The following is a 15198-nucleotide window of genomic DNA, read 5'->3' on the forward strand; positions in this document are numbered from 1 at the left end:
GTTTTAAAATGATAAAAGAATTTAAAGTAGAAGGATTAAAATGTTCAGGTTGTGCGAAAGCTGTTGAAAATGCAGTGAATGCTGTTGAAGGTGTTGAAAAAGCAAGTGTTGATTTCGAAGCTAAAAAGCTGACTGTAGAATTTCTACAAGATAAAGTAGAGGAACAAAAAATTATAGAAGCTGTATCAAAAGCAGGATATCAAGCTGAATTAGCATAATAGTAAGAAGGAGTTGTTAATCATGAAGAAAGAAGAATTTGCATTAGAAGGATTACAATGTGCTGGTTGTGTCAGTACGGTTGAAAAAGTTGTCCGAGATCTTCCAGGAGTTAAAGAAGCTAATGTGAATTTAGCGACTGAAAAAATGATGGTGCAATTTAATCCAAAGGAAGCAGATGTACAAAAAATTATGGAAACTGTTTCTCTAGCTGGATATCAGGCTATATTGATAAATGATGAAGAAGATGTGTTAGAAAAAACAGCGATTAAAAAAGAAAAACAATTACAATCGCTTAAAGTAAGAGCATGGATATCAGGTGTGTTTGCCATTGTATTACTTTATATTGCGATGGGTGAAATGATTGGACTTCCTCTTCCACAAATCTTACAGCCGATGGAACATCCAATTGTATTTTCTGTAACGCAATTGATTTTAGTAACTCCTATTTTATGGGTGGGTCGTAGTTATTTTGTGAATGGATTTAAGGCATTGATTAGAAAGCATCCGAATATGGATTCATTAGTTGCATTGGGAACGAGTGCTGCCATTTTATATAGTGTATGGAGTACGATTCGTATTTTTGCTGGAGAGTATCATTATGTGATGCATCTTTATGTAGAATCTGCAGCAGTCATTTTAGCTTTTATTACTGTAGGAAAATATTTTGAAACTTTAACAAAAGGAAGAACTTCTCAAGCGATTCAATCATTAGTCGCTTTATCTCCAAAAGTAGCGACAGTCATTCGTGATGGAAAAGAAGTAGAGGTTCCAGTAGAGGAATTACAAATTGGAGAAGTAGTCTTCGTACGACCAGGTGAAAAAATTCCTGTGGATGGGGTTATTCTTTCTGGAGAAAGCTTTGTTGATGAATCCATGATTACCGGCGAAAGTGTACCAGTCTTCAAAAAAGAAGGAAGCAAAGTAGTTGGAGCTACGTTGAATACAACCGGTTCATTCCAAGTTGAAGTGACCCAAGTTGGGAAAGATACAACATTATCTCAAATTATTCGTTTAGTAGAAGAAGCGCAAGGATCTAAAGCTCCAATTGCTGCCATTGCAGACCGTGTAGCCGGAATTTTTGTTCCAATCGTAATGGGATTATCTCTTTTAGCAGGTCTATATTGGGGATTGATTGGTGGAGAATCTTTTGAATTTGTCGTAACCGTGATGATTTCTGTATTAGTCATTGCTTGTCCATGTGCATTAGGATTAGCAACTCCAACTGCTATTATGGTAGGAACAGGTTTCGGTGCTAAAAGAGGGATTTTAATTAAAAGTAGTGCAGCTTTAGAAGAAGCTGGACATGTAGGAGTTGTATTACTAGATAAAACAGGAACGATTACAAACGGTAAACCTAAAGTAGTCGATATTCAAGTGTTCAATGATTATTCAAAAGAAGAAGTACTAAAAGTAGCAGCATCAATTGAAAAACATTCTGAACATCCATTAGGAAAAGCCATCGTAGAAGAAGCTGAAAAACAAGAGTTTGACGTTTTACCAATTGAACAATTCCAATCTATTTCTGGTATGGGAATTCAAGGAATTGTAGATGGAAAAGAAGTATTACTAGGAAATCATTTATTATTACAAAATCAAGGAATTGCGGTAGACGATTATAATGCTGTAATTGATGGAGTTGCTTCTCAGGGACAAACAGCCATGTTCGTAGCCATTCAAAAACAAGTAGCAGGAATTATTGTAGTTGCGGATACGATTAAAGTAACTAGTAAAGAAGCAATCCAACAAATGAAAGCCTTAGGACTTCAAGTTCGAATGGTAACAGGAGATCATGAAAAAACAGCCAAAGCGATTGCGAATGAAGTAGGAATTGAGACAGTATATAGTCAAGTATTACCAAATGAAAAAGCAAGTGTTGTCCAACAATTATTAGATGAAGGCTATCAAGTAGCCATGGTTGGAGATGGGATTAATGATGCACCTGCACTTGCTAAAGCAACAGTAGGAATTGCGATTGGATCTGGAGTAGATGTTGCCATTGAAACTGCCGATATGGTCATGATGCAAGATGATTTAAGATTAGTGGCTAAAACGATTCAATTAAGTAAAATGACAATGATGACGATTAAAGAAAACTTATTCTGGGCATTTATTTATAACGTAATTGGAATTCCAGTAGCAATGGGAGTTTTACACTTCTTTGGAGGCCCATTATTAAGTCCAATGATAGCAGGAGCTGCGATGAGTTTCAGTTCCGTATCAGTTGTGCTAAACGCACTAAGATTGAATCATAAATTATCAAAATTGGAAAAATAAATAGAACATAAAAAGAGGATGAAGCGACCACAAAAAATTAATTTTTTGTGGTCGCTTCAATTATTCATGGAAGCTACAGCCAAAATAAATATTAATATTAATACAAATATTAAAAAACTCATTGGATTAAATTCTTGAATCTTCTTTTTATAGACTAATACAATACTTATTGTCACTGAAATCAAACCCATAACAAACACAAATACTGTTACCATTTATCATCACCTCGGGTAGCAAGCAAATGTTGACTGCCAATTCAAATCTAAAATAACACCATCATAATCTAAGCTGTGATAAGTAACATTCTAAGTTTTATTTTTAATTTTTTTGTACACAAATTTTAAAAAAGCATACAGTAATGCTAGATAAAAACAAATAGTAGATAGTTGAACAAATAACAAGAAAAAGTCAGGTAAGAAGTAATATATAAGTAGTACTGTTCCTACGCCGAAAATAGTACCGTAAAACAAATAATTACCAAATAAAAACTTACTCATTTTTACTCATCTCCACTTACATTAGATGTCTAGTTTTCCTTATCTTATCCATATTTTAAAATATCATTTCAGAAAAAAATAGACTTATATTTCAGAAAAAATTGATGTATAATTAAATTTTGTAAGGGCTTTATAAAAGAAGTACACGCTAAATAATCTCAAACAAAAAAGTCTGTCGCAGGAGAACTTCTCTTAGGACAGACTTTTTGTCATATTTCGTAAAAATCAACAATGATTAGTCTTCTAAGTTTACATTGTGGTAAACTTTTTGAACGTCTTCATTATCTTCTAAAGCGTTAATCATACGTTCAAATAAACGTAAGTCATCGCCTGTTAATGTTACTTCTGATTGAGGAATCATTTCGATTTCAGATACTGTGAATTCTGTAATTCCTAATCCTTCTAATGCTGTACGAACTGTGTTGAAGTCGTTTGGTTCAGCATAAACGATTGCTTGGTCGTCTTCTTGTACAACGTCACGAACGTCTACTTCTGCTTCCATTAATTGTTCTAATAATTCGTCTGCATCTTTGTTTGCGATACCGAAGATTGCTGTATGGTCGAATAAATAAGTAACAGAACCTGGTGCACCCATGTTTCCGCCGTTTTTGCTATAAGCAGCACGAACGTCTGCAGCAGTACGGTTTACGTTATTTGTTAGGGCGTCTACGATAATCATAGAACCGTTAGGACCGAATCCTTCATAACGTAATTCTTGGTAGTCGCCATCGCCGCCACCTTTAGCTTTTTCAATTGCACGTTCGATAATATGACGAGGTACATTATAAGTTTTCGCACGGTCAATTACGAATTTTAATTTTTGGTTAGAATGTGGATCTGGTTCACCTTGTTTTGCTGCTACATAGATCTCAATTCCGAATTTTGCATAAATTTTACTGTTGTTAGCATCGAGTTTAGTTTTCTTTTCTACGATGTTAGCCCATTTACGTCCCATTTTCTCACTCACTTTCTAAAAATATCTATAAGACATTTTTCATTATACAGATGGAAGCTAGGTTTGTTAAGTATTTTCTATTCAGAAATGCATTTTACAAGAAATTTTTTCTAAAAATGGTACACTATAAGAGAGGTGAGTTTATGAAAAATATTAAAGTAATCTATTTAGAAAGCGAAACTTGTGGGGTTTGTCATGCATTACAGCCACGAGTAGAAGAAGTTACAGAACAAGAAGGAATAGCATTAGAAGTCATTAATGTAACGCAGCAGCCTGAAGTGGCTAGTCAGTATCAAGTGTTAACAGTTCCGGTTGCGATTGTTTTTGTAGGAGAGAGAGAATTTGCTCGTCAAGGGAGATTTATTGATATGGAATTGTTCGAAAAACAACTGCAACAAGCGAAAGAATTTGCTCAAATGGAAGATTATTCATCGTAAAAATGGTGGAAGATTTAATGCTTTGAATTTAATAATTTCATAATAATTATTCAGTTGTATTTAAAAAGGAAAGTGCTATAATGATGGCAACGAATGGGGGTGGTCTTTTGTATGTAGACTTACTATTACTGTTAGTAGCTGTCATTGGGGTTTTCATTTCTTTGTTCTCCAAATGGAACCTACTTGGTAGTGTTATAACAGTAATAAGTTTTGCAACCTATACTTTCCTACATCCATACTGGAATTTTTTCGTTATTATCCTATTTGTATTTGGGTTTCTATTTTTAGGATTTGAAGTGTTAATTCCAGGAATTGGAGCTTTAGGAGTGTTAGGGACAGTATTCGTATTAGGAGGGATGTACTGGGCAAACCAGGCTGTCATGGATTTAGTCGTTTTAATTTTAATGTCACTATTGTTGGCGATAGTCTTGTTAGTTTTATTGGTGAAAAGGGGAAATCATTTTTCTCATAAGAAAGGATTAGTATTACTTTCTTCTCTAAAAAAATCAAAAGGCTATTCAACCTCAAAAGTATATGACGATTTAGTCAATAAAACAGGGAAAACATTGACGGTATTACGTCCAAGCGGAAAGGCTGAACTAGACGGCGAAATCGTTGATGTGGTGAGTACAGGATTTGTCATTCCAGAAGATACAATGATACAAGTTGTCAAAGTAGAAGGAAGTAAAATCGTCGTACAAGTTTTGGAGAACAATAATGAGTAGGAGGGAGTAAAATGTTAGAAAAAGGTTTATTAAATAATCCAACAGGAGTCATTGGACTTATTGTGATACTATTTCTAATTTTAACAGTTGTCATGTTATTTTTTAGATTTGTACCAATTGGATTATGGATTACAGCGTATTTTTCTGATGTAAAAATTGGAGTAGGCACATTAGTGGGGATGAGATTACGTCGAGTAGCTCCTCAATATATTGTGCGTCCGATGATTAAAGCTACAAAAGCAGGATTAAAAATCGATATTAATGAATTAGAAGCCCATTATTTAGCAGGTGGGAATGTCAATGTGGTTATTGATGCGTTAATCGCAGCACAACGTGCGAATATTGATTTAGAATTTGAACAAGCAGCTGCCATTGACTTAGCAGGTCGAAATGTATTTGAAGCCGTTCAAGTGTCTGTAAATCCAAAAGTAATTGAAACTCCTGTTATTGCAGGGGTTGCGATGGATGGGATTGAAGTTCAAGCAAAAGCAAAAGTAACAGTACGTGCCAATATTGAACGATTAGTTGGGGGTGCTGGTGAAGAAACCATTATTGCCCGTGTTGGTGAAGGGATTGTTACTACCGTTGGTTCAGCAGCTCATCATAAATTAGTTTTAGAAAATCCAGATTCTATTTCCCAAACGATTTTGAGAAAAGGATTAGATGCAGGTACAGCATATGAAATTCTATCCATTGATATCGCAGATGTTGATGTTGGTAGAAATATCGGGGCAAAATTACAAGCAGAACAAGCAGAAGCAGATAAGAAAATTGCACAAGCAAAAGCTGAAGAACGTCGTTCTCTTGCCGTAGCGCAAGAACAAGAAATGTTAGCAGAAGTACAACGGATGCGTGCAAAAGTTGTAGAAGCTGAATCGCAAATTCCATTAGCGATGGCAGAAGCTCTACGTAATGGAAAACTTGGAGTCATGGACTACTATCAATTGAAAAATATTCAATCGGATACAGATATGAGAGAAGCGATTAGCAAATCTTCTGTTGAGAGTGAATCATGAATATTGTACTCTTTCTCTTGTATATAGTAATCCTTGTGATCATGTCTGCTGCTAGTTATATTAATTTAAAACTAAAGAGTCAAGAAAAGGGATTTAACCAACTGCACGATTGGTTGAACCATTCTTTTCAAGAAAAATCCGTTTCGCCTAAACGTCATCATCCAAAAAATCAAAAAGTAGTAGATGTTGTCGTAGAAGAAATGCCTGAAACAAAAGCGACATTATCTCATACAGAGAAAATGAGACAACAATTTTTTAAGATAGTACAAGTCTTTCGACAATTCTCACCAGAGGACTATTCTTTATCTGTATTTGACAAGGAATTAATCCAAAGAGTGTCGATTATTTCTTCAGAAGAAATTGATACTATGAGAAGAAGCGCCATTTTAATTCATACTGAAAAATTAAAACGATTATATTTGAATAATCCGAATTTACCAGAAGAATTATTAGAACATCTTCGAGTTTTTGTAGAAGAAATGGAAGCCATCCAATTACAGGAAGAAGAAGTTCAACATATGGGTTCAAAAGGTGAATTAGTGGTGGAAGCTGTAAAAAGTGCAACAAATTATACAACGAAAAATCGAGTGTTAAAATATCACTTACAATGGAAAAAAGCAATTGTCGCAAGTGAAGTGTTATCAAAACCAAAAAGTATGCGATAAAAAGCGTAGAAAGAAGGTTAGGCAGAAATGCTTAGCCTTTTTATTTTGTGTTACAATATGCCTAGTAGAGAGGTGAATATCATGTTAGAACAAGAAATGATTACTCAGTTAAAAATAAAACAAGGGAATAATCTAGCATTAACACAAGAAGAGTTAGAATGGTTATGGGAGAATATAGGAAATCCAAATCCAGAAATCCGAGATGACTTAGTCTTTAATTTATTTGGACAATTTATTTTTGAACAACTGATAACAAAAGAACAATTACGATGGATCATCGAAAAAGTGAATGTTACAAATCCTTTGGAGTATAGAATCGAAGAATTCGGTAGTGCAACAGCGTATCGTTCATTCTCTGCGCTTGTAATGGGAATGATTTTACAAGTAGACGGGGATAAAACAAGTGGATATGATTCTTGTTTAACAACTTCAGAGAGAACGAGTTGGATTCAAAATGGAATTCATTATTTAAAAAGAGAAAAAGACAGAACAGGATATGATGATAAGTTAGGATGGGTACATGCATTTGCTCATGGAGCAGATTTATTAGGAACCATTATTTCTCATCCGAATTGTACCCAAGAATATGTAGTAGAAGTATTAGAAGTCATTAGTGATATTTTTCAAAAGAGTAACCAACCATTTATGGATGAAGAAGAAAAACGATTAGGATTAGCAATCTTTTTTGGGATAGAGTCTGGAAATCTTTCTCAAAAACAATTGTGTGAATGGATTAAAAAGCAAAGATTTGAAGAATTAGATGGAAGCCGTGAAAGTTCTCAACGTTTAGCAATGTACAAAAGTTTTTTAGCGACAATCTATTTTAGGATGGAAGCTTTAAACCTTTGGGAAAATTCTTTAAAGGATGAGATGATGATGATCCTCCAAGAATATTAAAAAACCACCGACACAATGGTCGGTGGAAAAAAGGATTTTGAAATATTTAATTTGGGAGGATAATATTTCTTATTTGGGAATGACTAAAGTATAGAGTGAAATTTTGAAAATTATATGAAGACTCCGATAAGAAAGTGAGAAGAATTTTTGGAGAATTACATAAAACAGATAAAAACATTTTTCCGTGGCAAAAGTACTATAAGCCTTTGGCTTATAGTACAGGGAAAATTTGAGACCAAGGCTCAAATTTTAGCCATGAGACTCGCAGTTGCGAGGCTGCTGGCGACCATGCTACGACTAGAAATGTTTTTTCTGTTTTATTGTAGTTATTTTACGCTTATTATTTATTTGTACAAGCAACGAAACTTTCTCTTAATGTATCTTCTGGTAAGTTTTTACCAATAAACACTAAAGTCGACTTACGCTCTGTATCATTCCAATCACGTCCACGAGAAATATCAAAACTCATTTGAACCCCTTGGAAAATGATTTGATAATCCAACCCTTCTACGCTTAAAATACCTTTATAACGATATAATTCAGGTCCATAAATATAAACTAATTCATTCAACCATTCATTAATATGAGCTAAAACAAGAGGTTTCTCTGTTTCAATGACGAATGAATTAATCCCACTGTGGTGGTGATGTTTGTGATGATGATGTCCATGATGGTGATGATCATGGTCGTGATCGTGGTGATGATCTTCATCATGATGGTGGTGATCGTGTTCACCGTGTGCATGAGCATGACCGCATTCTTCGCAGTGTTCTTCATCGTGATGATGGTGGTGATCATGTTCCCCATGAGCATGAGTGTGTCCACATGCTTCACAATATTCTTCTTCAGAATTTTCTTGCATTTCTAAAATTTTCTTTTCAGAAGCATAGAATAATTCAAGACCAAACATATCTTTCATTTCTACTGGACGAGCATCTAAATCTTGAATCTCAGCAAAAGGATTGATAGAACGAACTTCGTTAATGACTTTTGCATAAATTGTATCGTCCACTAAACTATGTTTAGACATAAAGATTTTGTCTGCAAAACCAACTTGTTTTGCTGGTTCGGTTTGATGAGTTGTTTGATATAAGAAATTTTTTGAATCGACAACTGTTAAAACAGCGTCTAAAATAAAATGTTCATTTAAAAATGGTACATTGATAAATGTTTGAGCAATTGGTGCAGGATCTGCTAAGCCAGTTGTTTCAAATAATACACGGTCCACTTTAATACCGTTTTGTTCTTTGACCATTAAAATAGATTTTAACATGTCTGCAATATCTGTACGAAGAGTACAACATAAGCAGCCATTATCCATTTGATAAATTTCTTCTTCTACGTCTAATACGAATTGATGGTCAACACCAATTTCTCCAAATTCATTAATAACTACGGCAATATGTTCACCGTGTTTTTCTTTTAATACTTTGTTAATGAGCGTTGTTTTACCTGCTCCTAAAAATCCGCTGACAATGGTTACTGGAATTTTACTACTCATCATGATTTCCTCCATTCATGTAATTAAATCGGCATAATTACGATTCTATTCTATTGTATCATTGCAGGAAAAAATGTCAAAATAAAAAACTGTTAATTTTATAGAGAAAGAAAATCAAACAGAAAAGTAATTTTATGGTATACTGACAATTGAGAATAAATAAAGTAGGAGTGTGCATGATGCAAAAGAAAATCGACTGGAGTCGAGACTTTATACAAAAACATCAACATTTATTTGCATGTCCCTATTGTCATGCAGCTATTGAAGCGTTAGATGGGTATAGTCTGGTTTGTACGAACCGTCATCGTTTTGATATTAATAAAAAAGGCACTCTCCATTTGATGAAACAAAAAGCGAATGAGGATTATGATGCAGAGCTATTTACGCATCGTTATGAATTAGCGCAAAGTGGTTTCTTCAATCCTTTATTAGACGAAGTTTTGTCACTGATTTCAAAACAGGAGAATCAACTAATTGTTGATATTGGCTGTGGAGAAGGAAGCCCGCTTGCTTATTTATCGTCATTTTTAGAAGATATTCCTTTAGTAGGAATGGATATTGCTAAGGAAGGAATTTTGGCTGCTAGTCATCATCATGCGCAAAAAGCTTTGTGGATTGTGGCAGATTTAGCCCAGTTACCTTTTTGGGATGAATCCTGTGGTACGCTTATCAATATGTTAACTCCTTCGAATTATAAGGAGTTCAACCGTGTATTAGTACCAGAAGGAAAACTAATCAAAATTATTCCTGGAAGTAATTATTTAATTGAATTAAGACAACAATTATATAAAAGTAATGAAGAAAAACAATATTATTCTAATGAGGATATTGTAGAACGATTCAAACAAGAATATCCATCGATGAAGATGAAGGAACTTTCTTATCAAGTGACACTGACAAAAGAAATGTATGCACACCTATTACAAATGACTCCTTTATATTGGGGAGCTAGTATTGAAGATCAAGACTATAGTAAAAATCATCCTTTAGAAACTATTACGGTACATTTATGGATATTAGTTGGAGAAAAGAATTAACGGAGGAACGAAAATGGGATTAAAAGATTTATTTAACAAACAAGAAAAAGAAGAAACAGCAAAAGAAAAACCAACATTCAAACTAGGGGTAGAAGATGTTTATAAAATTAGCGATGATTCTCTAGATTTAGTAGTAACAGGGAATCTGGAAGGAACATTACAAGTAGGGGATTTTGTTTGGTTGACAAATCTTGGAGATGATAATGGAACTGTTACAACTTCTGCGATTTATGCAATGGAAAATGCTCAGCGAGAAAAAGTGTTTGAAGTAACAGATGAACCAGTGGCTCTTTGGTTAGAAGATGCAATGCCATTAGGCATTAAAAAAGGAACTGTATTACATGAAGAAGGTGCCGACAAGGAAGAAATCTATAAAACATTTGTCAATACATTAGGAAATGTCTTTGTGGGACGTCAAGAAGGTGTGTTAACACAAAGAGATATTGATGCATTAAGCTTAGCAGATTTATCAGAAATTGCACGTGTATTTTTACTATACTGTCATATGAATGCTTCACAAGAATCACCAGAAGAACATACTGCAAATGTCGGCAAGATTGAACAATTAATGATTGCTGTGCGAGATAAATTATTACAAGCTGATGAATTAGTAACCGTGTATTCTAAAAAAACAGAAGAACCCTATTTATTCTCTCAAACTCAACAAAGAGAAGAAGGTGGATTCATTTGTAGTTCGCCAATGATTTTTGTTGCTCCAGTAGCATATGAAGAAAGATTAGCATCTCGATTTGCAGATACAGAAATTTTTGAATTACGTCGTATTCAAAAAGGAGAAGATGGAAAAGGAATTGAGAATTTCTTCTTAGAAACGTTCTACCAAAACGGAGCTACAGGAGTCCATCTTGTAACAGAACAAACATCTCTTGCAGCAGAAGGGATTATTGCAGCACCTGATTATACAGGAGTAGCAGAAGAAGATATTCCGGTTACAAATCCAGATGTCATGAGATGGATCTTGTTATTAGGACAATTAGGATTTCCGCAGACAGAAGAACAAAAAATTATGCACGGCTTATACTATCGATTCTTATGCTTAGAATTACCAAAAGCCAAATTCTTAACACCAATTAAATTAGAAAATGCAGATCCAAATGCACAAATTGATTTACAATCTGGAGAAAAATTAAATGTTGCGATTCTACCAGGAAAAGATGAAAAAGAAGCGATGGTCTTCTATACAGATTGGAAGAGATTGAGACAAATTTATGATGAAAGCTGGAGTGGAATGATTCAGACTTTATCTCAAGTAACAAAAGCTTTCGATGTAGTGATTAACCCATCTGAAAATCCTGCTCTAGGTTGCTATGTTAATGATGAAATGTTTGAAGAAATGAAAAAAGTAGATTAATGATTCAAAGAGGAGTGTTCGAGAAAGAACGCTCTTTTTTTATGTTTACAAAAATTTCTATATAGAAGTAATTGACAAAGATAAGAGATAGGTGTATAGTTCTATATAGAAATAATTGAAGGAGGTTGTATATGACTTCGAAGATGCATGGCGGAAATTTAATTCATCATCTTGGATTAGTAAATGGAAGAGTTTGCCAAAAATTATTAAACAACGAGCCAAAAGCTTTATACAGAAGTGAACAAGCAAAAATTTTATCCGTATTATGGAATGATACAGAAGGATATATTACTTATACTGATTTGAGCATTCGAACAGGGCTTGCCAATAATACCTTAACAAGTATGATTAAAAAATTGGAAGAACAAGGCTTAGTTTGTTTGAAACATTGTCCTAAAGATAAACGAAAAAGATATGTAAACTTAACGGAATTAGGATGGGCTCAAAAAGAAATTGGAGAGAAAGTTCATCAGGAATTAGGAGAAATTTTTTATTCTGGATTTAGTAAAGAAGAAATTATCCAAGTAGAAGAATACTTAAATCGGATTCTTCAAAATTTAAAGAAGACTGAAGCACTGAAGTAATTTAGGTGTTAGGAGGGATTACAATGATTGAATACAAAAATGTAGCATTGCGCTATGCAGAAAAAACCGTCTTAAAAGATGTCAATTTACGCATTGAAGACGGCGAATTTATGGTGCTAGTGGGGCCATCTGGTTCAGGAAAGACAACGATGATGAAAATGATTAACCAATTAATTGAACCAACAGATGGAAATATTTATTTGAATGACAAGCGAATTAAAGATCATCATCAACGAGAATTACGATTAGAAACAGGATATGTCTTACAACAAATTGCGCTTTTTCCGAATCTAACAGTAGCAGAAAATATTGCTTTAATTCCCGAAATGAAAGGTTGGAAAAAAGAACAAATTCAAGAGCGAACAAAGGTGTTATTAGAGAAGGTTGGACTTTCTTTTGAAGATGATGCGAATCGTTATCCAAGAGAATTATCTGGAGGAGAACAACAACGAGTAGGAATTGTTCGCGCAATTATTGCGACTCCAAAAATATTATTAATGGATGAACCTTTCTCAGCATTAGATGCCATCAGCCGTAAACAATTACAAGATTTAACGAAACAGTTACATCAAGAATTTAAAATGACAACACTATTTGTCACACATGACACAGATGAAGCTATAAAGTTAGCCGATAGAATTGCTGTATTAAAAGATGGAGAAATTGTTCAAGTAGACACTCCTCACGAAATTCAAACGAATCCGGCTAATGCATTTGTAAAAGAATTATTTAAAGGGGGAGAACATCATGAATGAATTTATTCGAACATTTCAAGAGAGAAATAGTGAATGGATGTTATCTCTTGGGCAACACCTTCAACTTTCTTTATTAGCGTTATTATTAGCAGTAGTGATTGCTATCCCTGTTGCAGTATTAGTGAGTCCATCGAAAAAGATTTCTGGATTTTTATTACAAATTGCAGGAATTATTCAAACATTGCCATCTTTAGCGTTAATTGGATTATTTATTCCTTTAATGGGAATTGGGACATTACCAGCTTTAACAACTTTAGTGTTATATGCGCTATTCCCAATTTTGCAAAATACAATTACAGGACTTCAAGGAATTGATGAAAGTCTAGTCGAAGCAGGAATTGCTTTTGGAATGACAAAATTTGAACGTCTTAAAAAATTTGAAATTGCTATAGCGATGCCCGTGATTATGTCTGGGATTCGTACCGCAGCTGTATTCATTATTGGAACAGCGACTTTAGCCGCATTAATTGGTGCAGGAGGATTAGGAAGCTTTATTTTATTAGGAATTGACCGAAATAATTCAAGTTTAATATTGATTGGAGCTATTTCCGCTGCGATTTTAGCAATTTTATTCAATTTCTTATTGAAATGGATGGAAACTGCAAAATTAAAAACAATTCTGTCAGCCTTTTTAGTTTTAATCATTGGATTAGGAGCTTCTTATGCACCAACAATTGCTAAAATGCAAACATCAGATAAACTAGTGATCGCAGGAAAATTAGGACCAGAACCTGAGATTTTGATGAATATGTATAAGTTATTAATCGAAGATCAAACAAAATTAAAAGTCGAAGTGAAACCAAACTTTGGAAAAACGAATTTCTTATATGAAGCATTGAAAAAGGGAGATATTGATATTTATCCAGAATTTTCAGGAACCATTACAGAAAGCTTATTGAAGAATAAACCAAAAGTCAGTCATGAACCTGAAGAAGTCTATGAAGTAGCTCGTAAAGGAATTTTAGAACAAGATGGTTTTGTATTTTTAAAACCAATGGCGTATCAAAATACTTATGCAGTTGCCGTACCAAAATCATTAGCTGAAGCTGAAAAATTAACAAAAATTTCTGATTTGAAAAAAGTAAACCGTCCATTAAAAGCTGGATTTACACTAGAATTTAATGACCGTGAAGATGGAAATAAAGGATTACAAAGTATGTATGGCTTACAATTAGATGTAGCCACAATGGAACCTGCTTTACGTTACCAAGCTATTCAATCTGGTGATATTCAAGTGACAGATGCTTATTCAACAGATGCAGAAATTTCACGTTACCAGTTGAAAGTATTAGAGGATGATAAACAATTATTCCCACCTTATCAAGGGGCTCCTTTAATGAAACAAGAATTGTTGAAAAAACATCCTGAATTAGAAGGAATCTTGAATCAATTGGCTGGAAAAATTTCTGAAGAAGAAATGAGCCAAATGAACTTTGAAGTAGGGGCAAATGGAAGACCTGCTGAAGAAGTTGCTAGAGAGTATTTAGTGAAGATTAATCTTTTGAAAAGATAGAAAAAAGTAAAAGAAAAATCTTTTTGTTTGTGAGGTCGCCAGCAGCCACGCATGCGAGGCTCATAGATAACTTTCGCTACAAAAAAATTTCTTCTTGCTTTTAAAACCGCATGAATCGTGAACGTACGATTCATGCGGTTTTTTATTTTTTAGAGAAAACTTCACTGACTGAATTTGTTAATGGAGATAAAAAGTCTGTAATTTCTTGAGGACTTTCTTTTTTTCCTCGGGCAATCCATTTTTGACAAACCCCGAATAATGCATTGGAGAGATAGACGCTATAATATTCTAATTCTATTATATTTAAAGAATTGGTAGAAATTCTTTTTTCGATATCTGTCTTTACAAGAATAAGTAATTTATTTCGAAGATAATTTTGAATTTCTTTTGTACCATTTTCAGATAATAATGCGGCTAAAAGGGGTTCAGATTGTAAATATTCAAATACTTCAAAAATAGCTTGTTGTTTATCGTTGGCATACTTGCTAAAAATATATTCTAGTGTATGGAATAGTCTACTTTGGTAGAGATCAATCATATCGTATTGATCTTTGTAATGGGTATAGAAACTGGAACGACTAATTCCAGCTGTTTTCGCTAATTTTACAGTACTAATTTGGTCGAATGGCTGTTCTGCTAGTAATTGTACCATGGCATCTTCAATCGCTTGTTTTGTTTTTTGTCGTTTATTACTCTCTGTCATAATATCTCCTTTATGAACGTTTTTATACATTGTGTCTAAAAATGTTTTTAA

At 33.9% G+C, this 15198-nt stretch carries 15 protein-coding genes; 12 read left to right on the forward strand and 3 right to left on the reverse strand.

Translation table 11 applies throughout. The features are described from left to right. Window positions 1–8: 8 nt before the first annotated feature. Window positions 9–218: a heavy metal-associated domain-containing protein gene (locus RWL86_RS00315; protein ID WP_314076626.1), complete on the forward strand. Its 210-nt coding sequence runs from the start codon at window positions 9–11 to the stop codon at window positions 216–218. A gap of 22 nt (window positions 219–240) precedes the next feature. After that, window positions 241–2493 carry a heavy metal translocating P-type ATPase gene (locus tag RWL86_RS00320; RefSeq protein WP_314076627.1) on the forward strand — a complete coding sequence of 751 codons (2253 nt, stop codon included), beginning with the start codon at window positions 241–243 and terminating at the stop codon, window positions 2491–2493. 732 nt (window positions 2494–3225) lie between these two features. On the opposite strand, the gene RWL86_RS00325 is transcribed toward RWL86_RS00320, so the two are convergent. Continuing rightward, window positions 3226–3945, reverse strand: a complete 720-nt coding sequence (locus RWL86_RS00325) for a YebC/PmpR family DNA-binding transcriptional regulator (RefSeq protein ID WP_314076628.1) — start codon at window positions 3943–3945, stop codon at window positions 3226–3228. 143 nt (window positions 3946–4088) lie between these two features. Between RWL86_RS00325 and RWL86_RS00330 the strand changes: the two genes are divergently transcribed. From RWL86_RS00330 to RWL86_RS00350, 5 genes are all read left to right on the forward strand, one after another. Next, window positions 4089–4382 (forward strand): thioredoxin family protein, encoded by a 294-nt coding sequence (locus RWL86_RS00330; RefSeq protein ID WP_314076629.1) that lies wholly within the window; start codon window positions 4089–4091, stop codon window positions 4380–4382. An 80-nt stretch (window positions 4383–4462) separates the two neighbouring features. Beyond that, window positions 4463–5107 (forward strand): NfeD family protein, encoded by a 645-nt coding sequence (locus RWL86_RS00335; RefSeq protein WP_314076630.1) that lies wholly within the window; start codon window positions 4463–4465, stop codon window positions 5105–5107. Window positions 5108–5118: 11 nt separating this feature from the next. Further along, window positions 5119–6123 (forward strand): flotillin-like protein FloA, encoded by a 1005-nt coding sequence (gene floA / locus RWL86_RS00340; protein ID WP_314076631.1) that lies wholly within the window; start codon window positions 5119–5121, stop codon window positions 6121–6123. Then, on the forward strand, window positions 6120–6788 hold the full coding sequence (locus tag RWL86_RS00345) for a hypothetical protein (RefSeq protein ID WP_314076632.1): 669 nt from the start codon (window positions 6120–6122) through the stop codon (window positions 6786–6788). The genes floA and RWL86_RS00345 overlap by 4 nt, the downstream gene beginning before the upstream one ends. Window positions 6789–6869: 81 nt before the next feature. Continuing rightward, window positions 6870–7685, forward strand: coding sequence for a DUF2785 domain-containing protein (locus RWL86_RS00350; RefSeq protein WP_314076633.1), 816 nt, complete (start codon window positions 6870–6872; stop codon window positions 7683–7685). 340 nt (window positions 7686–8025) lie between these two features. Here the strand turns inward: RWL86_RS00350 and RWL86_RS00355 are convergent, their stop codons facing one another. After that, a complete protein-coding gene (locus RWL86_RS00355) occupies window positions 8026–9189 on the reverse strand; it encodes a GTP-binding protein (protein ID WP_314076634.1) in 1164 nt (387 codons plus the stop codon). 173 nt (window positions 9190–9362) lie between these two features. Between RWL86_RS00355 and RWL86_RS00360 the strand changes: the two genes are divergently transcribed. The 5 genes from RWL86_RS00360 to RWL86_RS00380 all read left to right on the forward strand — a co-directional run bounded on the left by RWL86_RS00360 (window position 9363) and on the right by RWL86_RS00380 (window position 14444). Beyond that, entirely contained in the window at window positions 9363–10223 is an 861-nt protein-coding gene (locus RWL86_RS00360; RefSeq protein WP_314076635.1) for a methyltransferase domain-containing protein, read from the forward strand. A gap of 13 nt (window positions 10224–10236) precedes the next feature. Further along, a complete protein-coding gene (locus RWL86_RS00365; protein ID WP_314076636.1) occupies window positions 10237–11592 on the forward strand; it encodes a hypothetical protein in 1356 nt (451 codons plus the stop codon). A gap of 131 nt (window positions 11593–11723) precedes the next feature. Beyond that, a complete protein-coding gene (locus tag RWL86_RS00370) occupies window positions 11724–12176 on the forward strand; it encodes a MarR family transcriptional regulator (RefSeq protein WP_314076637.1) in 453 nt (150 codons plus the stop codon). Between the two features lie 23 nt (window positions 12177–12199). Continuing rightward, window positions 12200–12931, forward strand: a complete 732-nt coding sequence (locus tag RWL86_RS00375) for an ABC transporter ATP-binding protein (RefSeq protein ID WP_314076638.1) — start codon at window positions 12200–12202, stop codon at window positions 12929–12931. Continuing rightward, window positions 12924–14444: an ABC transporter permease/substrate-binding protein gene (locus RWL86_RS00380; protein WP_314076639.1), complete on the forward strand. Its 1521-nt coding sequence runs from the start codon at window positions 12924–12926 to the stop codon at window positions 14442–14444. Before RWL86_RS00375 ends, RWL86_RS00380 begins: the two co-directional genes overlap by 8 nt. Window positions 14445–14586: 142 nt before the next feature. Here the strand turns inward: RWL86_RS00380 and RWL86_RS00385 are convergent, their stop codons facing one another. After that, window positions 14587–15147, reverse strand: coding sequence for a TetR/AcrR family transcriptional regulator (locus tag RWL86_RS00385; RefSeq protein WP_314076640.1), 561 nt, complete (start codon window positions 15145–15147; stop codon window positions 14587–14589). Between the last annotated feature and the right edge of the window lie 51 nt (window positions 15148–15198).

The sequence above is a fragment of the uncultured Granulicatella sp. genome, assembly GCF_963515095.1.
In the GTDB taxonomy this organism is placed as follows: Bacteria; Bacillota; Bacilli; order Lactobacillales; family Aerococcaceae; genus Granulicatella.